The sequence below is a fragment of the Enterococcus sp. AZ103 genome, from assembly GCF_051714685.1.
In the GTDB taxonomy this organism is placed as follows: Bacteria; Bacillota; Bacilli; order Lactobacillales; family Enterococcaceae; genus Enterococcus_A; species Enterococcus_A alishanensis.
In genome coordinates, this window is the sequence record NZ_JBIOSI010000001.1 from 1,863,646 (window position 1) to 1,886,780 (window position 23,135).

Sequence of the window (23,135 nt, forward strand, 5' to 3'; positions counted from 1 at the left end):
TCACAGGAGGCATTATTGTGTTTCAAACGAATGTAGTTACTTTTCCTGAAGTTGTTCCAATGACGAAAGTGAATGGCAAAAAAAGACAAATCGGTTTAATGGGTGGGACTTTTAATCCGATTCATACCGCGCATTTAATGGTGGCCGATCAAGTAGGTCAAAAGCTGGGATTTGATGAGGTTCATTTAATTCCGTCATATCTTCCTCCTCATGTAGATGAGAAAAAAGCAATTGCCAGCCAACATCGATTAAAAATGGTAGAATTAGCAACGGAAGACAATCCTAATTTAGTGATTGATCAAAGAGAATTGCGACGTCAAGGAAAAAGTTATACATATGACACGATGAAAGAATTAATTGCTGAAGATCCAGAAGCAGATTATTATTTTATCATTGGTGGCGATGAAGTAGCTTATTTGCCTAAATGGTATAAAATTGATGAACTGGTTCAAATGGTTCATTTTGTAGGTGTTAGCCGCCCAGGTTATCCGCAAGAAAGTAATTATCCAATCATTTGGGTAGATGTTCCTCAGATTCAGCTGTCTTCCAGTTATATTAGACAACAAGTCAAGCAAGGTTGTTCTATTCGATATTTAGTGCCAGAAAAAGTCAGAGAATATATTGCGGAAGAAGGATTGTATTTAGATGAATTATAGCAAAAATTATTCAGCAATGGATCGCGAAGCTTTGATGCAGCAAGTACAAATGCGAATGAGTGAAAAACGCTTCAAGCATGTTTTGGGTGTGGAAGAAATGGCTATTTTATTGGCGGAAAAATACGGTGTTTCAACTGAAAAAGCTAGTATCGCAGCACTGACTCATGACTATGCTAAAGAACGTAGCGATGAAGAATTTTTATTAGAAATTGAACGCCAAAACTACCCTGATCAAGCTATGTTAAAAAAATTTGGAAATGCCATTTGGCACGGATTGGTTGGTGCAGATTTTGTTGAGCTGGAATTAAAAGTTCATGATGTCGACATTTTAGAAGCCATTCGACTTCACACTACAGGTGCTGCCAACATGACTGATTTAGCTAAAATTATTTATTTGGCTGATTATATTGAACCTGGAAGAGATTTTCCTGGAGTAGAAGAAGCACGGCGTATTGCATTGATGGATTTAGATCAAGCAGTCGCCTTTGAGACAAAACACACATTAAGTCATTTAATCGAAAATGAAAACCCGGTCTATCCTAAAACGTTAGAAACTTATAACCGTTTTGTTGCCGGTCAAAAATAGGAGGGAATCACCATAGATAGTAAACAAATGTTAGAAACAGCAGTAAAAGCAGCCGATTCAAAAAGAGCTGTTGATATCGTTGCTTTGGATGTAAGAGAAGTTTCTTTATTAGCGGATTATTTTATGATTTGCCAAGCGAATTCAGATCGTCAAATTAACGCAATAGTGGAAGAAATTGTCGATAAAGAGGAAGAAAACGGCGCTACAGTTAAACGAATTGAAGGTAAAGATGGCGGGAAATGGGTCTTAATCGACTTAGGCGATTTAATCGTTCATGTTTTCAGCCCAACCGAAAGAGAATTCTATAATTTAGAAAAACTTTGGTCAGATGCACCATTAGTGAATATTTCTAACTGGTTAGATTAATGGCGTATGAAACTTTTGCTTTTGTCTATGATGAAATTATGGATGAAACTTTATATGATCAATGGTTGGCTTTTACTAAACGTCATTTAACCAAGGGACAAGAGAACATCTTAGAACTGGCTTGCGGTACCGGAGATTTAGCGGTGAAATTTGCTGAAGAAGGTTATCAAGTGACCGGTTTAGATTTGTCTGAAGAGATGTTGACAATTGCCAGCCAACGAGGCATCGAAGCAGATCTAGCGATTCAATGGATTCAAGGTGATATGTTGGATTTAAAAGATATTGGTACTTATCAAGCAGTGACTTGTTATTCTGATTCTTTATGCTATATGAAAAATGCTGAGGATGTAGTAAAAGTATTCCAAGGGGTATTTGATTTATTAGAAAAAGATGGCACTTTTATTTTTGATGTACATTCCACTTATCAAATTGATCAAGTCTTCCCAGAATATAGTTTTCATGATCAAACCGAGGAGTTTGCCTTTTTATGGGATAGCTATCCCGGAGAGGAACCTCATAGTATCGAACATTTTTTAACTTTTTTTGTAAAAAAAGGTGAACTGTTTGAACGCTTTGATGAGTTACATCAAGAAAGAACTTATTCTTTGAATACCTATCAAGTAATGTTAGCAGAAGTGGGCTTTAGTTTTGAAGTTTTTGCAGACTTTGAAGATGAGAATCCTAAAGAAAATAGTCAACGATGGTTTTTTGTTTGTCATAAGAGCTAGACTTTTAGTCGGCTCTTTTTTGTGAGGTGAGAATTTGAAAAGTTGTGGCATTATTGTAGAATATAATCCATTTCATTATGGGCATGCGTATCATGCAAAAATGGCGCGAAAATTATCTGGTGCTGAGATAATCATCGCAGTCATGAGTGGGAATTTTTTACAACGAGGAGAACCTGCTATCTTAGATAAGTGGGATAGAGCAGAAGTGGCGCTAAGAAATGGCGTCGATTTGGTTGTGGAATTACCTTTTTCATGGGCAGTTCAATCAGCTGACTATTTTGCAAGAGGCAGTGTTAAAATGCTGCAATCCCTGCAGTGTGAAGCACTTTGTTTTGGAACGGATGAGGAAAATGACTTTGATTACCAAAGTTATGGCGATTTTTTTAATCAACATCAAGTTGAAATTGACAATTATTTTAAGAGCTTACCAATTAATTTAAGTTACCCTGAAAAAATGGCTCAAACAGTTCGACATTTTTTACCAAAACTGGCTGAATTTCCACCGAATCATATATTGGCGTTAAGCTATGCGAAGGAAAATGCAAAGTATGCAAAACCAATGACATTATTCCCTTTAAAGCGACAAGGACAGGGCTATCATGATAATCAATTGATGGTGCAGAGTTTTGCTTCGGCAACTGGAATCCGGCAAGCAGTTAACTTAGGAAACGATTTTTCAAATTTTGTACCGGAACTAACTGAAAAAAAATTATTTGATTATCATCTTAGCTGGTCTGATTTTTGGCCATACCTTTATTATCAGTTAAAAGTCAGCACACCAAAGGAGCTAAAAATGCTTTATCAGATGAATGAAGGCGTTGAATTTCGTTTGTTGAATCAATTGCGACCAGATTTTTCTGATTATTTAGCTGGAATTCAAACCAAGAGATATACGAAAGCACGACTTCAGCGTTTATTAGTCTATACTTTATTGCAAGTAAAACCAGCTGAGATTGCCTATGAACAAGAAAATTCACTGCTACATATTTTAGGCTTTACAGACGCAGGAAAAAAATATCTCAATCAGCATAAAAAAGATTTTACTTTGCCGATGGCAGCTAAAATAGGTAAGCAGGAGCAAGCCAATCATTTGTTAACTTATCGAAGTGATCAAATTTATCAGATGCTTCATCCAGTAGAACAAAATCTAGGGCGTTTTCCGTTGCAAGTATAAAAAAGACTATGCAAAAAAAGCGTCAGTCGTTATAATAGATGAGTATGAAATTAACGAAAGTGAAGTGAAAATATGGGACGCAAATGGGCCAATATCGTAGCAAAAAAAACGGCTAAGGATGCCAATAATAGCCGAGTATATGCAAAATTTGGAATTGAAATATATGCAGCAGCAAAATCAGGTGATCCTGATCCCCATGCTAATCAAAAATTACGTTTTGTTATCGAAAGAGCAAAAACATATAATGTGCCAAAACATATTATTGATCGTGCAATTGAAAAAGCTAAAGGCTCTGGTGATGAAACATATCAAGAACTACGTTATGAAGGATTCGGTCCCAATGGTTCAATGGTAGTAGTCGATGCATTGACAAATAATGTCAATCGAACAGCTGCAGATGTGCGGGCGGCTTTTGGTAAAAATGGCGGGAACATGGGTGTTTCTGGCGCTGTTTCTTATATGTTTGACAACACAGCATTGTTCGGTTTTGCTGGCGAAGATGCTGATGAAATTCTTGAATATTTAATGGATCAAGAGATTGATGTCAGAGATGTTGTCGCTGAAGATGGTCAAATTATTGTTTACGGAGAGCCTGAAGATTTTAACAGTATCCAAACGGCTTTAAAAGAAAAAGGAATTGAAGAATTTTCAATTGCTGAAATGCAAATGATTCCTCAATCCGAAGTTATTTTAACTGGTGATGATTTAGAAAAATTCGAAAAAATGATTGATGTCTTAGATGAATTAGAAGATGTTCAACAAATTTACCACAACGTAGAACTAGACTAAGCAAAAAGGAATGAGTTTTTAAGCTCATTCCTTTTTTTATACACTTTTTACTTCAAATAAACCTTCTGGAATTTCCTCTAATAATGGACTTTTTTGTCCTACAACTAATAAATTTAATTCATGCATCGCTCGGGTACAGACAGTATATAAAATCAAATTATCTTGCTCTGTTTGATAATTATCTGGTGAAACATTCCAAGCAAAGACTCGATCAAATTCTAACCCTTTCGCTAAATAAGTTGGAATAATAATCAGAGATTTCTTCATAAAATCTTCTTCGTCAGTTAGCAGCTGAACATTTTCTTTTTGCGCATCACTTAAAGAATCATATAAGTCCTGACATTCTTCAGCAGTTTTGGCGATGATAGCAGTACGCCAATATTTGGCTACTTCGACCGTATCAGTTAATTCTTGGGCAATCCGGGCAATCATCTCATTTTTTTTAAGTGAAAAGTACATTTTAGGTAGATCACCTGCTCGTGCTGTCAGCTTTACACGATTTTCTTGAGTCAAAAATTGATTGGCAAAATTGGTAATTTCTTCAGTCGAACGGTAACTAGTAGTCAATTCAAAATGCCGAATCGTTTGATCACTAAATATTTCTGCTAAAGATTGGACCATGCTTTCATTACCAAATACTTTTTGATTTAAATCACCGCATAAAGTGTAGGTTGCATTAGGATATAAATATTTTAAAACGGCTACTTGCGCAGGTGAAAAATCTTGCATTTCATCAATAAAGATGAAGCGGGCTTTTTGATTTACTTCCAAAGGATAGATAGCTTTCATTAGAAGGAAAAGCAAATTACCATCTTCTAAACTAATGTCTTTATTTTTAAAATCTTGAATCAATTCCTTTAGCATCATTTGCCAATCGGATCGACTTAATTGGTAATGGGACAAAAGGTTATTTGGTATATTCTGTAAGAAATGTAAATACTGTTTCGCGTAATTTACAAAGGTGTAGCGGTTAATTTTTCGACGAATGCCTTTGAAACGACGGTTCACAACTTTTTGTAGCATTTGACGTCGTAATCGTCTCTCAGCCTTTTCAGAGTCTTCCATATTGGGATTGTTAACAAAAGCTTCTTGAATTAGGTCTTCAGCAGCTTCTTTGGCCCAATCTTTTTTCATTTCGTCTTTAACAAAACCACCGATTTTTTTAAGTAGTTTTGTTTGTAACAATTGCATTCGTTGATACATTGGTAAAGCAGGATTGGTTTCTTGGTACCATGAGCGAATTTGTTTTTTTGAGATTAACGTTTGCTCGCCAATTTTTAAGTCTCTAAAGAGTGGCCCTAGATCAGTAATCTGTTGCGTATATTTTTCTAAAGCAGTAACAATCATTAAACTACTTTTTGCTCGTAAAATACGATCATCTTGTCCCGATAAAAAGACTTCTTCATGACTCTCTTCTGTATGGATGGCATAATTTGGTAATAGTTTAGTTAAAAATGTTTTAAAGGTCTCAGTTGGAATGCCACTTTCTCCTAAAGAAGGCAGGACAGTCGACACATACTCTGAAAAGATATGGTTCGGTGAAAACAATAAGACTTGATCATTTTCTAACCACTTACGGTTACTATAAAGTAAATAGGCCACTCGTTGTAATAAGGCAGAAGTTTTTCCGCTACCAGCAATTCCTTCCACAACCAAAACTTTGCTGCGGTTGTCACGGATAATTTCATTTTGGGCTTTTTGAATAGTAGCAACAATGTTTTTCATGTGATTGGAGGAAGCTTCATCTAAAATTTCAAGTAAGAAATCATCGTTGATGGCTTCCGAAGTATCCACCATTGATAGAATTTCACCGTCGCGAATTTTAAATTGTCGTTTTAAGATTAATTCGACTGGGATGACTGCATCATAACTTTCATAACTAGTGTCACCTAATTCTCCTTCATAATAAAGGTTAGCGATTGGTGCACGCCAGTCAATGACGATAGTCTCCTCTTGGCGATCTCTTAAAGAGGCGATACCTAAATAAAGGGTCTCTTTTCCAGCATCTTCTTGAAAATCTATGCGGGCGAAATAAGGATTCCCACTCATTAATTGTAAAACTTTTTGGCGTTTTTCTAAGGCAGCCAGTGTTTGATAGCGAACCAATAGTTCTTGTTCGTGTTGGCGGGTGTCAGCCATGGAATCAGCTAACGCTTCAAAGGAACCAGACTGAACTCTTTGACCAGCGTTTTCCATCATGGAAGCATCAAATGTCTGTTTACTTTTAGCAGTTCTTTTTTTTAAAATTTGATCTTCTTGATCAATAATCTCTAAGGTATTTAATAGATGTTGTTTCTCTAATTCTCTTGCTTGCATCTCATGTCCCCCTTGTGCTAACGGCTATCAAGTATAGCACATCTCAAGCAAAATAAAAAAGAGAAAACCTAAATGGTTTTCTCTTGATAGAATTATCTTTTAGCAAAGTAGCTATCTAAAACTAAATAACCATCTTGAAAAGCTTGTTCATCAAAAACTATTTCCGAAATTTGGGTTTTATTTTGTAAGAAAGTAGCTGATGTAACGGATGTTTTTTTAATAAACCAAGTTTTGAATAATTGGTTAACTAAAGTTATTCGCGCACCTTCATTCTCACTGTAAATGAAAGTACTAGCTTTTGTTAGGTCCTTGTATAAGTCAACATCCAATACCAGTTCTTGGCAGCAATATTTTTGATTTAAAAGAGATTTTAGTGGCACCTCTTGATAAACAATTTGTAATAAAGTTTCTCCAAGTTCATTTAAGGTTTCGGCCTTTTCAAATAGTTGGTCAAAGGTCGTTTGATAAATCTCGTTGCCATATAAAAAACGTTTCACTATTTTATTTGTAAAGGTTTGTTGATCGACAGCTGATTGTCCTTCTTTTTCTAAGTGTGTATTCAGTGCTTTTAAGTATGCAGACATGACCATTTGTAAACTCTTTTCAAAATAAATACCAGTATTGATTTGTTTCATTTAAAACATCCTCTCGAAATAAGTTAATTTTAGCTTATCATCTCCAGCAGAAAAATGATTGAAGAAAAGACTGAAACCTTATTTCCTTAAAAGATAACGAGTGTTAAAATGAAATTATTAATTTAAAAGGGGAGATTTGTATGCCATTTGTACACATTGAATTAGTCGAAGGTCGCACGCAAGAACAATTAACCAAGATGATGGAAGATGTAACTGAAGCAATTTCAAAAAATGTTGGCGCACCAAAAGAAGCAGTGCATGTTATTATTACTGAATTGGCTAAAGATCGATTAGCACAAGCAGGAGAATGGAAAAAATAAGTATCAATTAATACTTGCATTTTTTTTGAAGACATGTTTATAATGTTACATAAATTGATTGATATGAAAGACAACAGATCTTGTTATTTGTTTTAAAGAGAGGAAAAGCTAGGCTGAGAATTTTCCAACAAAACTTGAGATGACCACTTTCTTGACCTTTGTTAAATGCAAGGGCGGATACAGCACCGTTATCGCTTAGAGGAGCTTCGGCTCAAAGATTAGGTGGAACCACGTTGATTCGTCCTAGTGTCATGCAGACACTAGGACTTTTTTTATATCATCAAATATTAAGGAGGAATTTTTTAATGACAGTTAAGATTTCATTTCCAGATGGATCAGTCAATGAATTCAAGGATGGGATTACCGGCTTAGAGATTGCAGATAGTATTTCTAAATCATTAGCAAAAAAAGCATTAGCAATTGTAGTAAATGATCAATTAGAGGACTTAAATCGACCAATCGATCAAGATGCATCAATTAAATTAATTACTGATCAAGATGAAGAAGCGTTAGATTTATTACGTCACTCTTCAGCGCATTTAATGGCTCAAGCTATGCGCCGTCTGTATCCAAATATTCATTTTGGTGTCGGACCGTTTATCGATACCGGTTTTTATTATGATACCGACAATGGTGAAGTTCAGGTTTCTGAAGAAGATTTCCCAGCAATCGAAAAAGAAATGGCAAAAATTGTCAAAGAAAACTTACCAATTGAACGCAAAGTAATGAGCCGTCAAGAGGCGCTAGATTTCTTTAGCTATGACCCTTATAAAGTTGAATTAATCAATGATTTACCAGAAGACGATGTAATTACTGCTTATACTCAAGGAGAATTTACAGACTTATGTCGTGGACCGCATGTACCATCAACTGGTAAAATCAAAGTCTTTAAATTATTATCAGTCGCAGGTGCATATTGGCGCGGAAATTCTGATAATAAAATGATGCAACGGGTTTACGGTACAGCTTTCTTCAATAAAGCAGATTTAGAGCATTTCTTAAAAATGCGAGAAGAAGCTAAAGAACGTGATCACCGTAAATTAGGGAAAGAATTGGATCTATTTATGGTTTCTCCAGAAGTTGGTTCAGGTTTACCATTCTGGTTACCAAAAGGTGCAACAATCCGTCGTACCATCGAACGTTACATTGTAGATAAAGAAATCTCAATGGGCTATGAACATGTATACACGCCTGTTTTAGCCGATACAGAATTGTATAAAACTTCTGGACACTGGGATCATTATAAAGAAGACATGTTCCCAATTATGGATATGGGAGACGGCGAAAGTCTTGTCTTGCGTCCAATGAACTGTCCACATCACATGATGATTTATAAAAATCACGTGCATTCTTATCGTGAATTACCAATTCGTTTAGCCGAATTAGGAATGGATCACCGCTACGAAAAATCTGGTGCATTATCAGGTTTGCAAAGGGTACGTGAAATGACGATGAATGATGCCCACATCTTTGTTCGTCCAGATCAAATTAAAGATGAATTCCGCCGTACTTTAGATTTAGTTTTAGCAGTATATGAAGATTTCGGTTTTGAAGATTATCGTTTCCGCTTAAGCTATCGTGATCCATCAAATACAGAAAAATATTTTGATGATGATGAAATGTGGGAAACTTCTCAACGTCTGTTAAAAGAAGTAATGGATGAATCAGGATTCCCTTATTTTGAAGCAGATGGTGAAGCAGCTTTCTATGGTCCTAAATTGGATGTGCAAGTACAAACAGCTTTGGGTACAGAAGAAACATTATCAACGATTCAATTTGACTTCTTATTACCAGAACGATTTGAATTGGAATATGTTGGTGAAGACGGAAAGAACCATCGTCCAGTCGTTGTCCACCGTTCAGTTGTTTCAACGATGGAACGCTTTACAGCTTACTTGATTGAACAATACAAAGGCGCTTTCCCAACTTGGTTGGCTCCAGAACAAGTGGTAATTATCCCAGTCTCTCCTGAACATCATGGTGAATATGCCTATGAAGTTAAAGATCGCTTGGTACGTGAAGGTGTGCGTGTGGAAGTCGATGAAAGAAATGAGAAAATGGGCTACAAGATTCGTCAAGCACAAACGCAAAAAATTCCTTACATTTTAGTTGTTGGGGATAAAGAAGTAGAAAGTGCTAGTGTGAATGTCCGTCGCTATGGTCAAGAAGAACAAGAAGTTCAAGCATTAAATCTTTTTGTTGAAGCGATTAATGCAGATATTAAAAACTTTAGCCGTGGCTAAAGTGAACCAAGGTACTCTTTGATAAATGAAGAGTACCTTTTTTTTGTGGAAATCTTTTTTAGAAGACTTTATTTCAATGGATTTTAAAGATAGTGACTTTTCCACAAAAAAAAACAGTAAAAAATGTTTCACGCTCAACAATAATTTTATCTGGTAAAAAAACTGATATTTCGGTTTTGGTAAAAAAACGATTGCCTTTTTTAAAATGAATGTGAAACATTTGTGAATATTATAAGACCTAAAGATTAAACTTATAAAAAGATAAGCAGACTAATCCTTTTTAAAAAATCAAATTTCAGCTACAATATGAAAGTAATGTAAACTGGAAGGAATGTACATATGAAGTTATCAAATCTACTAAAAAAAATTTTTAGTCCTTTTATAAAATTAACCCGAAAATTGGCTGATGCCGAACGTAAACATCGAGGGAAATCAAAGACGAGCCATGTACCATTTCGGTTAAACTTTTTGTTTTTTGTTATTTTCACATTGTTTGCTATTTTAGTTGGACGCTTGGCTTATTTGCAAATTGATCAAAAAGAAGCTTTAACCAAAGAATTAGATGCATCAACCTCGGTCACGGTAACTGGCAGTACGCCGCGAGGAATGATTTATGATGCTGAAGGAAATGCTTTAGTAAGCAATCAATCCAATGCTGCTATTATCTATACTCGTGGAAACAACACCGAAGCTGCCGATATTTATCAATTAGCGAATCGCTTAAATGAATTAATTGATATGCCAGTTAATGAAGACTTAACAAGTCGAGATAAAAAAGATTACTATTTAGCAGATCCCGAGCATTTAGAAGAGGCGCAAAACAATTTAACCAACCGACAAAAAGTTCAAAGTACTTCTGACCAATACAGCGAGATGGTTAAGAATGTGACTGATGAACAAATTGATTTTAATGAAGAAGAATTAAAAGCAGCGACAATCTTTACAAATATGAATGCAGCGACTGCCTTGAATACGGTTTTTGTGAAAAATGAAGGAGTTACTGATGAAGAATTAGCTGTTATTTCTGAGAATGCTTCAAGCTTAAACGGTGTCTCAACCGGTTGGGATTGGTCTCGTTCTTACAGTAGTAATTTAGATAGTTCGCTAAGAAGCATTTTGGGAACTGTTTCCACTGAAAAGGAAGGTTTACCCGCTGATGAAGTGGATGAGTATTTGAAAAAAGGTTATTCTCTAAATGATCGAGTTGGACAAAGCTATCTTGAGAAAGAATATGAAAGTGAACTTCAAGGAAAGAAAAGTAAAACTAAAGTAAATTTAGATAAACAAGGCAACGTTAAGTCTACTGAAGAAATTAATTCAGGTAGCAAAGGAAATAATTTGAAATTAACAATTAATAGCACTTTTCAACAAAAAGTAGAAGAAATTGTTGAGCGGAATTATCAAACGTTGATTAGTAATGGCGATGCACAATATTCACCGGGAGTTTATGTGGTTGTGACCGATCCAAACAATGGCGATATATTATCAATGGTTGGCTATTCTCATAAAGCTGGAAGCAGTGATTTAGATGAATATGCTTTAGGAACAGTCAACGACTTTTTTGAACCAGGCTCTGTGGTAAAAGGGGCAACCGTAACTGCTGGTTATGAACAAGGTGTCATTACTGGAAATGATACTTTAATCGATGAACCAATTAAGCTTGCAGGTACGGCGATCAAAGGCTCCATTTACAATCGGACATCAATTGGTAATCAAATCTCCACAAACACAGTCAAAGCTTTAGAATGGTCATCAAATGCCTATATGATGAAACTGGTGTTGAGAATGTTAGGTGTTGAATATTCCTACAATATGACCTTGCCGCAAATAGCTAGTACTAAAGCTGCTTACGATAAATTAAGGAATTCATTTGCCGAATATGGTTTAGGTGTTAAAACTGGGATTGATTTACCAAGTGAAGACACTGGGATTGTGAGACAAAACTTTGGCGAAAGCACTGGACCTGGTGGAGGTAACTTGCTTGACCTTTCTTTCGGTCAGTATGATACTTATAGTGCGTTGCAATTGGCGCAATATGCAGCAACTGTCGCGAATGGTGGCACACGGATTTCTCCTCACCTGGTTTCAGGAATTTATGACAATTCAAGTGACGGTGGTTTAGGTGATTTGGAAAAAGAAATTACTGGAGAAGCATTGAATAATGTCAATATTTCTGCTGAGCAAATGGCAATCATTCGTCAAGGATTTTACCAAGTGGTTCACGGCAGCGATCCGAATACAACAGGAACCTCATTGCGAACAGCGGCGTTAGATATGTCAGCTAAAACTGGGACAGCAGAAACTTCAGTTACGGTAAATGGTGAAGTGATCAATACAATTAATAGCAATTTAGTTGCTTATGCACCATCAGATAATCCGACGGTTTCTTTAAGTGTTGTTATTCCACAACTTACATCGTCTCACGATTCAACAGCCCAAACAATTGGAAGAGAAATTATTGATGCTTATGCCGCACAATTTGGCGCAACACAATAAGTGAATCCCCTAAGGAGGAAAAACAATGTCAGTTTATGATTTTCAAGTAAAAGAAGTCGACGGTAGTCAAAAAAGTTTGGCTGATTACGAGGGCAAGGTTTTATTGATTGTTAATACAGCAACTGGTTGTGGTTTTACACCACAATATGAGGGTCTGCAAAAACTTTATGATACTTATCAAAAATCAGGTTTTGAAGTATTGGATTTTCCTTGTAACCAATTTGGTCATCAAGCGCCAGGTTCGAATGAAGAAATTGTTGAATTTTGTCAATTGAATTATAATACCACTTTTGAAACCTTTGCTAAAATTGATGTGAACGGTGAAAATCAATCACCGCTTTATAAATACATGAAGGAAACGCAAGGTGGTTTACTTAACAATGCAATCAAATGGAATTTCACTAAGTTTCTAGTAGATCGTCAAGGAAATGTAGTAAAACGCTATAGTTCACAAACAGAGCCGGAAAAAATTGCGTTAGATATTGAAAAATTGTTGGCTTAAACGTCAAGTAGAATTACTTAACAAATTTTCTCAAAACACTAGTCAAGCAACAAAAAAAATGCTATGATGTCATAGTCTGAGAGATATCTTAGTAAATTTTGTTGTGAGGGAGGGAAAATCATGCGCGTAAACATCACTTTAGAATGTACTTCTTGTAAAGAACGTAACTACTTAACAAATAAAAACAAACGTAACAATCCTGACCGTTTGGAAAAGAAAAAATATTGCCCACGTGAACGCAAAGTTACTTTGCACCGTGAAGTAAAATAATTTTTTAAAAGTCGAGCTGGGATTCTCAATTATTGAGGATTTCAGCTTTTTTGTGTTAAATAATTTCAAAGACTCATGAATAGTTCTTGGTATCATCAATATTTTTTGCTAAACTTTTAACAAATGATTTTTAAAATCAAACTAAAAAATTTCTATTGCGACAAATGAATAGAGAGGAATGATCACGTGCGTAATGTCCCACCAATTTTAAAACCAATCGCTTTATTGACGTTATCAACTTTAATTGCTACAGCAACAGGAGTTGTCAATAGTTCCAGTTATCGCAGTAATTCTGGAAATAGTTCAACGGAAACAACTAGTCAAAGCAATAGTTCTGTGACAAGTGAATCTCAAAGTAGTATTTCAACTGATAGTTCAACTAGCTCACAAGATTCTTCTGGCAGTTCTTCTAGTTCCCTATCAACAGTAGATAGCAATAATTATAATAATTATGATTCGAGTAGCTCGCAAACCAATGATGATGGTTATGGTTCGTCTAGCAGTTCATCTATCCAACAAGATGACACAACTCCTTCATCATCGGCGACAAATGAAAATGCTGTGACACCGGAAGCAGGTGGCAACGAATGACCTTTCTCTTAGATATCATTAATGGAATCAATAAGTTTTTAGGTTATTTGGATATCAGTCCTAAATATTTAAATCGAGGCTATACGATTTTGAGTATTATACCTACTGTCTACATTTTACGGATTATTTATGGCTTGTGGAGTAATGGCCGCTATGTTCAATTTTTCTTGTATGCCTTAGTATTTTTAATCTTTGTTTACTTCTTTGTCTTGAATTTCTTTTATTATTTTCTTAATAAAAACCTCAAGTTTGATATCACGCAACTTTTTGTTAAAGTTTTGCCAGATGATGCCTTTAATATTCAAAGTGAAGAAAAGAAACGAACAACGGCTAAAATGTTTAAAAATGCCAAAGAAGTTTCAGTTGACTACCATGATGATTATCAACTAACCTTAGCTGCTAATATTCAGACAATGATTGTTTCTGGAGAAATAAAAACCAATGATTTAGCTAAACGGGAAGGCTTCTTGATTGATGAAAATACGCTGTATCCATATTACTATGTAAAGAAATTAAGTGAGTCAGAATACTCTTTGCAGATTGGTCAAAATTATCAAAGTCTATCTGAAATTGGTCGTATTCATCAAGAAGAACCTCTGGCAACCGTTGGGTTATTCATTGTTGGTGGTGATTTTTCTAAAGGAGGAATTACTTACCACGAACCTTATCGTTTGAAACTGATGGCAAAAGACGAAAATAAATTAGAAGAAAAAAGTGGTGCTACTCGCAGTGGTCGCCGCAGTCGCCATGAAGCGGACACGAATTCAATTGAGAATAGCTCAAATGAAGAGACGGATTTTTCATCAACTTCTTCTACAGAAAATAATTTCCGGCGTAGTCGGCGTCAGAAATAAATGCCGAGGGCCGTCCTTGGTACAGATAGTCATTTAAAAGGGTCCAAACTCATTTTTTTGAGCTTGGACCTTTTTTTTAAAATATTTATTTTAAAGCATTAGTGACATCTTTAGCCATTTCAGTGTAGGCAATCGGGCCATTATATAACCAGCTACTTTCAGCTCCGTAGCTAAATAATTGATTATTTTGCACTGCTGGAATATTTTTCCATAAATCATCATTAAACATTTCAGCACCTTCATCACTATTAACCAAGAATAAATAATCTGCATCTAATTGGGATAAGCTTTCTAAAGAAACTTGCGTCCAATCGGAAGTTGCTTCAGTACTGATGTCTTTGGTTAATTCTGGAACTTCAAAGCCTAGGTCACCATATAATAGACGACCGCTTGAACGATTTTCTGCCACCATAAAAGCAGAATTGTTAGTCACCCAGATAACTGCTGCAGATTTTCCTTCGATTTTATTGGCTAAGTCATTTTTAGTTGTCTCAATTAAATCTTTGTAGTCAGCCTCGACTTCTTTGGCTTTGTCTTCTTTGTTTAGAACCTTAGCAATATCATTTAATTGATCTTCCCAAGTGACATTATCACCATTGGTTACAACATAAGTCGGCGCAATTTTATTATATTGTTTGTATTTTCCATTTTCGACTGTTGCATTAGAACCGATGAGTAGTAAATCAGGATTAAAGCTTAAAACATCTTCATAGGGTAAATCATAATTTATTTTTGGTACATCTTTTAACTGATCTTGTAAATAAGCTTGATCTGAATCATTACCGACAGTCCATTGGGCTACGGGTGTTTCATCTAAAGCAACAAGATAATCTTCTAAATATGAAGCGATGATCCGTTTGGGTTTATCTGGGACCTCGACTTTATGATCCATTGAATCAGTTAATTCTCTAGTGTCACCAGCCTTAGAACTATCTGTTGTATCATTATTATTTTGACCGCAAGCAGCCAGTGTAAATAGTGTAACTAAAGAAATCGTAGCGAAAGTTATTTTCTTAAACATTTTTGCACTCCTCGTGATTTAATTGAGAATCTTTCTCATCTATTATTATCACTGAAAGAGATTTGTCTGTCAATTGGATTTTTTATCAAAATTTTGATTGACGATACACTTTTTTAACGCCATAATTGAGAATGGTTATCACAGAAACGAGGAAAATTTTTATGACCAAATTACATACAGCTGATTTAGTGGTTGGCTACGAAAAAAAAATAGTCATCAAGGATGTCACGATTGAAATTCCTGATGGGAAAATCACTAGTTTAATTGGCCCTAATGGTAGTGGGAAAACTACACTGTTGAAAGCAATGGCTAGAATCCTAATCCCAAAAAGTGGCACAGTATTTGTTGATGGAGAAGATGTTCAGCGACAAGATTCTAAACAGGTTGCACAAAAAATTGCTTCGTTATCTCAAAATAGTCAAGCAGTCAATGGTTTAAAGGTGGCAGAAATTGTTGCATATGGTCGCTTTCCTTATCAAAAAGGTTTTTCTAGCTTGAAACAAATGGATCATGAATTAATTCGTTGGGCACTAGATGCTTGTAACATTACCCACTTAAAGGATCGCCCAATTGCCTCTTTGTCAGGTGGTCAGCAGCAGCGGGTCTGGATTGCGATGGCACTTGCACAAGATACCGATATTTTAATTTTAGATGAACCGATTACATTTTTAGATCCTGCCCATCAGTTGGAAATTTTAGAGTTGTTGGAAACTATTAATCAGCAAGGAAAAACTATTTTAATGACTATCCACGATTTGAACCATGCTTCACGTTTTTCAGACCATATTTTAGGTATGAAAGAAGGCATTTTAACATTTCAAGGAACGCCGAAAGAAATATTTACACCAGAAAATTTAGCACAATTATTTGACATTCAAGCAACAATTATTGAATCGACAGAAAATCGTAAACCAATTGTTGTTTCTTATAATTTAAAGAAGGAGGCCTAGCGGTTGAAAAGACGAATCTTTTTTTCTAGCGTGCTGGTGCTTTTAGTAGTTGCGATGATTATTTCTTTACGTTTTGGTGCTGTTACAACAAAATGGACTGATATTTATCCCGCACTCTTTAATTTTGATGGACAACAGCAAAATCAACAACTGATCAGAATGTTACGTTTGCCTAGAATGTTAGGAGCTGCAATTGTTGGAGCGAGTTTTGCTGCCTCAGGTGCTTTGATGCAAGGTATTACTTCTAATCCTTTAGCCGACTCAGGATTATTGGGAATAAACTCAGGCGCTGGTCTGGGATTGGCAATTATTTTCATGCTTAATCCCATTCCTTCGCCAATGTATGCGATTATCGGTTCATTCCTGGGTGCCTTGGTAGCAATTTTAATAATTTATTTTGCTTCTAGCAGACCTTCAATTGGCATGTCACCTATTCGAATTGTTTTGTTAGGGGCTGCAATAAGTGCCTTCTTTACTTCTTTAAGCCAAAGTATTAGTTTGGTTTTTAATTTGAATCAAGACATCACTTTCTGGTTAGTTGGTGGCACAGGGAATATTGCTTGGGACCAAATAAAAATTATCTCACCAATCATTATTATTGGTTTAGTCGGAACTATATTAATCAGTCCGCAAATTACCCTGCTCAGTATGGGGGATGAGGCAGCAATTGCTTTAGGACGTCAGCCTCAAAGAATTCGAAAAAGGACAATGTTTTTGGTTTTATTATTAGCCGGAGGAGCGGTCTCTTTAGCAGGTACGATCGCCTTTGTCGGATTAATTGTGCCACACATTGTGAGATATTTTGTTGGTTATGATTATCGGACAGTCTTACCTGCATCAATTTTATTTGGTGCTTTATTCTTTATTGTTGCAGATTGTGGTGCGCGTTTTGTTGCACCACCGACGGAAACGCCTGTCGGTGTAATTATAACTATTATTGGAGTCCCATTTTTATTGTTGCAGATTAGGAAGGGGAGTCTATGAAAAAGAAAGTTATTTGGATCCTCCTGCTTATCCTATTGTTAGTAGGTGCCTATTTCAGCTTAACAATCGGGACATTACCGATTAGTAGTAAAGACTTGTATCAATTTTTTTCTGGAAATGCCAGTTATGCGCAACAATTAATTATTCTGGATTTTAGATTTCCACGATTGCTGATTTCTATTTTAGCAGGTATTGGATTGAGCATTTCAGGCTATTTATTTCAAAGTGTAACGCATAATGAACTAGCGGATCCTGGAATTTTAGGGATTAACTCTGGTGCTGGATTAACAGTCCTGATTTACTTAAGTTTTTTTTCTAGCAGTGACACCAGTTGGGGATTGCCATTGATAGCTTGTTTAGGAAGTTTTGTTGCCGCTGCTTTAATTTATTTTTTTGGACGTCAGGCTCATCGTTTAGCACCTAATCGTATTTTGATAGCGGGAGTAGCTGTTAACGCAGGAATTTCGGCTTTAACATTAATTAGCACAGTGAGAGCGTCCAGTAATAGTTATCAATTGGTTACTTCTTGGTTGTCGGGAACAATCTGGGGGACTACTTGGCAACATGTTTTCTTACTATTACCTTGGCTGCTGATTTTATTACCAATTATATTAATAAAAGGGCGTCAGTTGGAGGTCTTAGAATTAGGTGACGAGACAGCGATTGGTTTAGGTATTAAATTAAAAAGAACTCAAATGACTTTTTTATTTTGCGGAGTTTGTCTTGCTGCGGTTAGTGTCGCAATGGCTGGTAGTATTAGCTTTATTGGATTAATTGCACCGCATATTGCCCGAAGGATTTCTGGTAAAAAAAATAATACAACTTTACTTTTGACTGGCTTTATCGGAGCCGTATTATTACTTTTTAGTGATATTATTGCCCGAGTAATAGTAACCAATGGCGAACTATCAACTGGAATTATCGTTTCAATCATTGGCGCACCTTATTTTGTATTTCAATTACTACGACCAAAATATTAAGAGGAAGACCTCTTTTTATTTTGGTTCTTTTTTGGTAGTATCGAAGGATAGGAGATGAGCCCGATTAATAAGAAAGAAAAACGTAATCAAATGATCCAAACTCTAAAAGAAATTAGTCTATCTGAGAAAGGTAGACGTGCACAGGCTATCTATCAGGAGCTTTTTGCTAGTCAAACTTGGCAAGCAGCAAGATCAATTGGTATCATTATTTCAAGCGAGATTGAGTTTCCGACGGCGCCAATCATAAATGAAGCTTTTTTAACTCAAAAAAAAGTTGCTGTACCTAAATCTATGCCTGGAAGAAGACTAGTCTTTCATTGGATTAATCAAAATACAGCTTTTTACACTTCAAAATTTGGTGTCCAAGAACCAGATACAGAAAACGAAGCTATCAAAGAGCAAATCGATTTATTGATTGTTCCAGGATTGGTTTTTAGCCATCAAGGAAAACGAATTGGATTTGGTGGTGGTTTTTATGATCGTTATTTGGTGGATTATCAAGGAGAAACGGTCAGTCTGCTCTATCGAGAACAGCTTTCTGATGACTGGCAAGCAGCAGAGTATGATATACCCGTTAAGCAACTATTTATTGCAGAATAGGAGAATTTATGAAGAATAAACCTTATGTTACTTATACCATTTTTGGAATTACAACAGCAGTTTTTTTGATTCAATTTTTAATTCCATATGATTCAGTTGAAAGATTGCTTGGTATGTCCAGCTTATCAATCGCTTACGGTCACCAATATTGGCGCTTCATTACCCCAATCTTTATTCATTTTGGATTGATGCATTTTGCCTTTAATATGGTTGTTTTATATTTTATGGGTCAGCAATGTGAAGCAATTTTTGGTCACTGGCGGTTTGCCATTGTCTATCTTTTATCAGGAATTACTGGTAGTGTAGCTGGCTTTGCTTTTAACCAACCCAATGTTTTGTCAGGCGGAGCCTCTGGCGCAATCTTTGGGATTTTTGGTGGTTTTCTAATGATTGGTCTGCATTATCGTGATAATTACGCGATGCGGGCTTTAACCAGACAATTCACCATCTTTATTTTGTTAAATTTAGTATTCAATCTTTTTGACACGTCGATTGATATTTGGGGTCATATTGGTGGGCTTGTTGGTGGTGGGTTACTTGGAGCAATCGTGGGTATTCCAGGAGCGAAAGATCGCTTTTCTGTCCGAACTCGGGTAGTTAGCGCTATACTTTTAATCTTTTTTACCGTTATTTGTATTTTAATCGGTTTAAGAAAAGTTGGATTAGCATAAAAAATTAACTTTTGTGCTTGTTTAACAATTGGCTTATTTGTATAATATTTAGGATGTGAAAAATGTGGAGAGCCTCTACGATGTGCAGCAATTATTAAAACAATTTGGCATCTATGTCTATTTAGGCAAAAGAATTTATGATATTGAACTGATGCAAATAGAACTGAAAAATTTATACGACGGTCACTTGATTGATCGAGATACTTATTTAAACGGCTGGCGAATTTTAAAACGTGAGCATCACATTGAAGAAAGTTTGGAAGGTGAAGACCGTGAGTAAAAAATTATTAGGAATTGATTTAGGTGGTACAACGATTAAATTTGCTATCTTAAGTGAGAATGGTGATGTCCAACAAAAATGGAGTGTTGAAACCAATATTTTAGATGAAGGGACGCATATTGTTCCAGATATTATTGCTTCAATTAATCATCATTTGGATTTATTTAATATGAAAGCCGCAGATTTTATTGGTATTGGCATGGGGACACCCGGTAGTGTTAATATTGTCAATGGAACAGTTATTGGTGCCTATAATTTGAATTGGACAACATTGCAACAAGTCAAAAAACAAGTTGAAGCAGGAACTAAGATTCCTTTTAAATTGGATAATGATGCTAATGTTGCTGCACTAGGAGAGCGCTGGCGTGGTGCTGGTGAAAATGATCCAGATGTTGTTTTCGTGACTTTAGGAACAGGTGTTGGCGGCGGAATTATTATGAATGGTCAATTACTTCATGGCGTTGCAGGAGCTGCTGGTGAAATCGGTCATATTACTGTTGATCCTGGTGGTTATATGTGTACTTGTGGAAAACGTGGTTGCCTTGAAACTGTAGCCAGTGCAACTGGTGTTGTGCGCGTAGCTCGTTCAATGGCGGAAGCATATGCCGGCTCGGCTGAATTAAAATCACGCTTGGATAATGGTGAAGATATCACTAGTAAAGATGTCTTTGAGTTGGCACAAGCTGGTGATGATTTGGCTTTAATGGTTGTAGATAAGGTATGTTACTTTTTAGGCTTGGCTTGTGGCAATTTGGGCAACACTTTAAATCCATCTTCAATTGTCATCGGTGGTGGTGTATCAGCTGCAGGAGAATTTTTAAGAAGTCGTGTGGAAACTTATTTTGAAGAATTCACTTTTCCACAAGTTCGTGAAAGTACCAAAATTAAATTAGCCGTTTTAGGTAACGAAGCTGGAGTCATTGGTGCTGCTTCGTTAGTGAAATAGAAGAGGAGATTTTAAGAGATGTCAATTTGGTGGGTAATTAATATTGTTTTATTTTCAATTTTAGCAGTTATGCTGCTTTCAAGCTTACGAGTGCGTCTAATGACGCGTCGTTCGGCAACTATTTTAACACAAGAAGAATTTCAAGAAGGGATGCGTAAAGCCCAAGTAATTGATGTAAGGGAACGTGATGAATTTAAAGCGAAACATATTTTAGGTGCACGGAGTTTTCCTTATACCCAATTAAAAGAAATTTATGTATCTTTGAGAAAAGATCAACCTATTTATATTTATGATCAAAGTCGCGCTTTAAGTGCTCGAACAGCTAACTTTTTACGAAAAAAAGGTTATACGAATCTGTTTATCTTAAAAGGTGGACTAGAAGAATGGACAGGTAAAATAAAAGAAAAAAATTTGGATTAAATTTGAAGTCTGTGGAAATTATTGATTTTTCATGGGCTTTTTTGTAAAGAAGGCATTGGAATGATAAAAATTAAAAGAATCTATCAAGAGGCTGAAAAAAATGACGGATATCGAGTATTAGTAGATCGAATCTGGCCTAGAGGAATTTCTAAAGAACGGGCGCAATTAGATTTGTGGCTGAAGCAAGTGGCCCCATCGACTGAGCTTAGGAAGTGGTTCAATCATGATGAAACTAAATTTTCTGAGTTTAAAACGCGCTATTTAGCTGAACTTGCTGAAGGAGAAGCAGCAAGTGCTTTGATGCAATTAAAAGAAATTGTAGCAACTCAAGATACAGTTACTTTATTGTATGGTGCCAAAGATCAAGTAGATAATCAAGCAGTTGTCTTAAAAGAAGTTCTAGAAAAATAAGAGTGTCGGCAGGAATCGTTCTTTCTGCCGACACTCTATTTTTTAACGAGAAACCCGTTTTCTTTGTGCTTTACGTCGATTTTCTTCAATCTTCGCTTCTTTTTCTTCGATTGGATCAATGACTGTTTTTTTAACACCCATTACAAAGCCTGCAACAACTGCTGCAGTAGTTAGGGTCCCTGTTACAAAGCCTGTGAAAAATTTTCCCATAAAATCATCCCCTTTTCTATATTTCTATTATGAAGGAAAAAGGAAAAAATGAAAAGTTTTATGAATAAAACACTTGTAAATATTTAGTAAACAAAATATAATTTGTTTACTAAATATTTTTCTCTTAGAAAGGAGATTCCTTATGTCAATTCTAGTTTTAGGTGGCGCAGGCTATATCGGTTCTCATACAGTCGACAAATTAATTCAAAAAAATTATCAAGTAGTGGTGGTGGATAATTTATTAACTGGGCACCGTGATGCAGTTCATCCTGATGCAACATTTTATTTGGGAGATTGTCGTGATAAGAAATTTTTGGAACATGTTTTTGAAAAAGAAGCCATTGAGGGTGTTGTTCATTTTGCCGCTAGCTCCTTGGTGGGAGAGTCCGTTGAAAATCCCTTGAAGTATTTCAATAATAATGTTGGTGGGATGGAAATTTTATTAGAAGTGATGGAAGAATTTAAAGTAAAAAATATTGTTTTTTCTTCAACTGCTGCAACTTATGGAGAACCTACCGTTTCTCCAATTACAGAAGACGTACCGACAAACCCGAAAAATCCATATGGGGAAAGCAAATTAATGATGGAAAAAATGATGAAGTGGTGTGACAATGCCTATGGGATGCGTTATGTAGCCTTACGTTACTTTAATGTGGCAGGTGCAAAAGAAGATGCTAGCATCGGTGAAGACCACACACCGGAAACACATTTAGTTCCGATTATTTTACAGGTTGCTTTAGGCCAACGAGATCATTTAACCATTTTTGGCGATGATTATGATACGCCAGACGGGACTTGTATTCGCGACTATGTCCATGTAGAAGATTTAGCAGATGCGCATATTTTGGCTTTAAAATATTTACAAGCAGGAAATACCAGCAATTTCTTCAATTTAGGTTCAAATAATGGCTACTCTGTAAAAGAAATGCTGGATGCTGCACGCTTAGTGACGGGCAAAGAAATTAAAGCTTTAGTAGGCCCACGTAGAGCCGGTGATCCAAGTCGTTTAGTTGCTTCTAGTGACAAAGTTAAAGAAACTTTAGATTGGAATCCAAAATATACAGATATTAAAAAAATTATTGAAACTGCTTGGAATTGGCATGTTAGTCATCCAAATGGTTATGGAGATAAATAAG

26 protein-coding genes and 1 pseudogene are annotated in these 23,135 nt (G+C 35.9%); 23 read left to right on the forward strand and 4 right to left on the reverse strand.

Annotated elements, in window-relative coordinates:
* The first annotated feature begins 59 nt into the window (after positions 1-59).
* From ID741_RS09335 to ID741_RS09360, 6 genes are all read left to right on the forward strand, one after another.
* On the forward strand, positions 60-656 hold the full coding sequence (locus ID741_RS09335; protein WP_218325441.1) for a nicotinate-nucleotide adenylyltransferase: 597 nt from the start codon (positions 60-62) through the stop codon (positions 654-656).
* Positions 646-1,242 (forward strand): bis(5'-nucleosyl)-tetraphosphatase (symmetrical) YqeK, encoded by a 597-nt coding sequence (gene yqeK, locus ID741_RS09340; protein ID WP_438719802.1) that lies wholly within the window; start codon positions 646-648, stop codon positions 1,240-1,242. Before ID741_RS09335 ends, yqeK begins: the two co-directional genes overlap by 11 nt.
* A 27-nt stretch (positions 1,243-1,269) precedes the next feature.
* Positions 1,270-1,608, forward strand: coding sequence for a ribosome silencing factor (gene rsfS, locus ID741_RS09345; RefSeq protein ID WP_218324979.1), 339 nt, complete (start codon positions 1,270-1,272; stop codon positions 1,606-1,608).
* On the forward strand, positions 1,608-2,336 hold the full coding sequence (locus tag ID741_RS09350; RefSeq protein WP_218324980.1) for a class I SAM-dependent DNA methyltransferase: 729 nt from the start codon (positions 1,608-1,610) through the stop codon (positions 2,334-2,336). The genes rsfS and ID741_RS09350 overlap by 1 nt, the downstream gene beginning before the upstream one ends.
* Before the next feature lie 34 nt (positions 2,337-2,370).
* Complete coding sequence (locus ID741_RS09355; RefSeq protein ID WP_438719803.1) at positions 2,371-3,510, forward strand: nucleotidyltransferase; 1,140 nt, start codon at positions 2,371-2,373, stop codon at positions 3,508-3,510.
* Between the two features lie 72 nt (positions 3,511-3,582).
* On the forward strand, positions 3,583-4,299 hold the full coding sequence (locus tag ID741_RS09360) for a YebC/PmpR family DNA-binding transcriptional regulator (RefSeq protein ID WP_218324982.1): 717 nt from the start codon (positions 3,583-3,585) through the stop codon (positions 4,297-4,299).
* 36 nt (positions 4,300-4,335) lie between these two features.
* Here ID741_RS09360 and helD read toward each other — a convergent pair whose 3' ends face one another.
* Both helD and ID741_RS09370 read right to left on the reverse strand, forming a co-directional pair.
* The gene (gene helD, locus ID741_RS09365) at positions 4,336-6,615 is read right to left on the reverse strand and encodes an RNA polymerase recycling motor HelD (RefSeq protein WP_438719804.1); all 2,280 of its coding nucleotides are present in this window, start codon (positions 6,613-6,615) and stop codon (positions 4,336-4,338) included.
* A gap of 92 nt (positions 6,616-6,707) precedes the next feature.
* A complete protein-coding gene (locus tag ID741_RS09370) occupies positions 6,708-7,250 on the reverse strand; it encodes a hypothetical protein (RefSeq protein WP_218324984.1) in 543 nt (180 codons plus the stop codon).
* A 140-nt stretch (positions 7,251-7,390) separates the two neighbouring features.
* On the opposite strand from ID741_RS09370, the gene ID741_RS09375 reads away from it, so the two are divergent.
* The 7 genes and pseudogenes from ID741_RS09375 to ID741_RS09405 all read left to right on the forward strand — a co-directional run.
* Complete coding sequence (locus ID741_RS09375; protein WP_218324985.1) at positions 7,391-7,570, forward strand: 2-hydroxymuconate tautomerase; 180 nt, start codon at positions 7,391-7,393, stop codon at positions 7,568-7,570.
* 305 nt (positions 7,571-7,875) lie between these two features.
* Positions 7,876-9,813, forward strand: coding sequence for a threonine--tRNA ligase (gene thrS / locus ID741_RS09380; protein ID WP_218324986.1), 1,938 nt, complete (start codon positions 7,876-7,878; stop codon positions 9,811-9,813).
* Between the two features lie 339 nt (positions 9,814-10,152).
* Positions 10,153-12,309 carry a peptidoglycan D,D-transpeptidase FtsI family protein gene (locus tag ID741_RS09385; protein WP_218324987.1) on the forward strand — a complete coding sequence of 719 codons (2,157 nt, stop codon included), beginning with the start codon at positions 10,153-10,155 and terminating at the stop codon, positions 12,307-12,309.
* Between the two features lie 25 nt (positions 12,310-12,334).
* Positions 12,335-12,811, forward strand: coding sequence for a glutathione peroxidase (locus ID741_RS09390; RefSeq protein WP_218324988.1), 477 nt, complete (start codon positions 12,335-12,337; stop codon positions 12,809-12,811).
* 120 nt (positions 12,812-12,931) lie between these two features.
* Positions 12,932-13,081 (forward strand): 50S ribosomal protein L33, encoded by a 150-nt coding sequence (rpmG, locus tag ID741_RS09395; protein WP_010759508.1) that lies wholly within the window; start codon positions 12,932-12,934, stop codon positions 13,079-13,081.
* A gap of 186 nt (positions 13,082-13,267) precedes the next feature.
* On the forward strand, positions 13,268-13,672 hold the full coding sequence (locus ID741_RS09400) for a hypothetical protein (protein ID WP_438719805.1): 405 nt from the start codon (positions 13,268-13,270) through the stop codon (positions 13,670-13,672).
* A pseudogene (locus ID741_RS09405) lies at positions 13,669-14,424 on the forward strand (DUF6681 family protein); the annotation flags it as partial. The gene ID741_RS09400 and the pseudogene ID741_RS09405, both read left to right, overlap by 4 nt.
* Positions 14,425-14,611: 187 nt before the next feature.
* Here ID741_RS09405 and ID741_RS09410 read toward each other — a convergent pair.
* Entirely contained in the window at positions 14,612-15,547 is a 936-nt protein-coding gene (locus ID741_RS09410) for an ABC transporter substrate-binding protein (RefSeq protein ID WP_218324990.1), read from the reverse strand.
* A 161-nt stretch (positions 15,548-15,708) separates the two neighbouring features.
* Here ID741_RS09410 and ID741_RS09415 point away from each other — a divergent pair, with 161 nt between their 5' ends.
* From ID741_RS09415 to ID741_RS09455, 9 genes are all read left to right on the forward strand, one after another.
* Complete coding sequence (locus tag ID741_RS09415; RefSeq protein WP_218324991.1) at positions 15,709-16,497, forward strand: ABC transporter ATP-binding protein; 789 nt, start codon at positions 15,709-15,711, stop codon at positions 16,495-16,497.
* 3 nt (positions 16,498-16,500) lie between these two features.
* Positions 16,501-17,481 (forward strand): FecCD family ABC transporter permease, encoded by a 981-nt coding sequence (locus ID741_RS09420; RefSeq protein ID WP_438719806.1) that lies wholly within the window; start codon positions 16,501-16,503, stop codon positions 17,479-17,481.
* Positions 17,478-18,461, forward strand: coding sequence for a FecCD family ABC transporter permease (locus ID741_RS09425; protein WP_438719807.1), 984 nt, complete (start codon positions 17,478-17,480; stop codon positions 18,459-18,461). Before ID741_RS09420 ends, ID741_RS09425 begins: the two co-directional genes overlap by 4 nt.
* 54 nt (positions 18,462-18,515) lie before the next feature.
* Entirely contained in the window at positions 18,516-19,061 is a 546-nt protein-coding gene (locus tag ID741_RS09430) for a 5-formyltetrahydrofolate cyclo-ligase (protein WP_438719808.1), read from the forward strand.
* A gap of 8 nt (positions 19,062-19,069) precedes the next feature.
* Positions 19,070-19,732, forward strand: a complete 663-nt coding sequence (locus tag ID741_RS09435) for a rhomboid family intramembrane serine protease (RefSeq protein WP_218324994.1) — start codon at positions 19,070-19,072, stop codon at positions 19,730-19,732.
* Between the two features lie 64 nt (positions 19,733-19,796).
* Entirely contained in the window at positions 19,797-20,012 is a 216-nt protein-coding gene (locus tag ID741_RS09440; RefSeq protein ID WP_218324995.1) for a YqgQ family protein, read from the forward strand.
* Positions 20,005-20,958 (forward strand): ROK family glucokinase, encoded by a 954-nt coding sequence (locus tag ID741_RS09445; RefSeq protein ID WP_218324996.1) that lies wholly within the window; start codon positions 20,005-20,007, stop codon positions 20,956-20,958. The genes ID741_RS09440 and ID741_RS09445 overlap by 8 nt, the downstream gene beginning before the upstream one ends.
* An 18-nt stretch (positions 20,959-20,976) precedes the next feature.
* Positions 20,977-21,378, forward strand: a complete 402-nt coding sequence (locus ID741_RS09450; protein WP_438719809.1) for a rhodanese-like domain-containing protein — start codon at positions 20,977-20,979, stop codon at positions 21,376-21,378.
* Between the two features lie 60 nt (positions 21,379-21,438).
* Positions 21,439-21,789 carry a DUF488 domain-containing protein gene (locus tag ID741_RS09455; protein ID WP_218324998.1) on the forward strand — a complete coding sequence of 117 codons (351 nt, stop codon included), beginning with the start codon at positions 21,439-21,441 and terminating at the stop codon, positions 21,787-21,789.
* 42 nt (positions 21,790-21,831) lie between these two features.
* Here ID741_RS09455 and ID741_RS09460 read toward each other — a convergent pair whose 3' ends face one another.
* On the reverse strand, positions 21,832-21,999 hold the full coding sequence (locus ID741_RS09460; protein ID WP_218324999.1) for a DUF3042 family protein: 168 nt from the start codon (positions 21,997-21,999) through the stop codon (positions 21,832-21,834).
* A 142-nt stretch (positions 22,000-22,141) separates the two neighbouring features.
* Between ID741_RS09460 and galE the strand changes: the two genes are divergently transcribed.
* Complete coding sequence (gene galE, locus ID741_RS09465; RefSeq protein ID WP_218325000.1) at positions 22,142-23,134, forward strand: UDP-glucose 4-epimerase GalE; 993 nt, start codon at positions 22,142-22,144, stop codon at positions 23,132-23,134.
* Position 23,135: the final 1 nt, after the last annotated feature.

Coding starts and splice junctions, on each gene's coding strand:
- ID741_RS09335 (WP_218325441.1), top strand. CDS start 60: ATGACGAAAGTGAATGGCAAAAAAAGACAAATCGGTTTAATGGGTGGG.
- yqeK (WP_438719802.1), top strand. CDS start 646: ATGAATTATAGCAAAAATTATTCAGCAATGGATCGCGAAGCTTTGATG.
- rsfS (WP_218324979.1), top strand. CDS start 1,270: ATGTTAGAAACAGCAGTAAAAGCAGCCGATTCAAAAAGAGCTGTTGAT.
- ID741_RS09350 (WP_218324980.1), top strand. CDS start 1,608: ATGGCGTATGAAACTTTTGCTTTTGTCTATGATGAAATTATGGATGAA.
- ID741_RS09360 (WP_218324982.1), top strand. CDS start 3,583: ATGGGACGCAAATGGGCCAATATCGTAGCAAAAAAAACGGCTAAGGAT.
- helD (WP_438719804.1), bottom strand. CDS start 6,615: ATGCAAGCAAGAGAATTAGAGAAACAACATCTATTAAATACCTTAGAG.
- ID741_RS09370 (WP_218324984.1), bottom strand. CDS start 7,250: ATGAAACAAATCAATACTGGTATTTATTTTGAAAAGAGTTTACAAATG.
- ID741_RS09375 (WP_218324985.1), top strand. CDS start 7,391: ATGCCATTTGTACACATTGAATTAGTCGAAGGTCGCACGCAAGAACAA.
- thrS (WP_218324986.1), top strand. CDS start 7,876: ATGACAGTTAAGATTTCATTTCCAGATGGATCAGTCAATGAATTCAAG.
- ID741_RS09385 (WP_218324987.1), top strand. CDS start 10,153: ATGAAGTTATCAAATCTACTAAAAAAAATTTTTAGTCCTTTTATAAAA.
- ID741_RS09390 (WP_218324988.1), top strand. CDS start 12,335: ATGTCAGTTTATGATTTTCAAGTAAAAGAAGTCGACGGTAGTCAAAAA.
- rpmG (WP_010759508.1), top strand. CDS start 12,932: ATGCGCGTAAACATCACTTTAGAATGTACTTCTTGTAAAGAACGTAAC.
- ID741_RS09410 (WP_218324990.1), bottom strand. CDS start 15,547: ATGTTTAAGAAAATAACTTTCGCTACGATTTCTTTAGTTACACTATTT.
- ID741_RS09415 (WP_218324991.1), top strand. CDS start 15,709: ATGACCAAATTACATACAGCTGATTTAGTGGTTGGCTACGAAAAAAAA.
- ID741_RS09425 (WP_438719807.1), top strand. CDS start 17,478: ATGAAAAAGAAAGTTATTTGGATCCTCCTGCTTATCCTATTGTTAGTA.
- ID741_RS09430 (WP_438719808.1), top strand. CDS start 18,516: ATGAGCCCGATTAATAAGAAAGAAAAACGTAATCAAATGATCCAAACT.
- ID741_RS09435 (WP_218324994.1), top strand. CDS start 19,070: ATGAAGAATAAACCTTATGTTACTTATACCATTTTTGGAATTACAACA.
- ID741_RS09450 (WP_438719809.1), top strand. CDS start 20,977: ATGTCAATTTGGTGGGTAATTAATATTGTTTTATTTTCAATTTTAGCA.
- ID741_RS09455 (WP_218324998.1), top strand. CDS start 21,439: ATGATAAAAATTAAAAGAATCTATCAAGAGGCTGAAAAAAATGACGGA.
- ID741_RS09460 (WP_218324999.1), bottom strand. CDS start 21,999: ATGGGAAAATTTTTCACAGGCTTTGTAACAGGGACCCTAACTACTGCA.
- galE (WP_218325000.1), top strand. CDS start 22,142: ATGTCAATTCTAGTTTTAGGTGGCGCAGGCTATATCGGTTCTCATACA.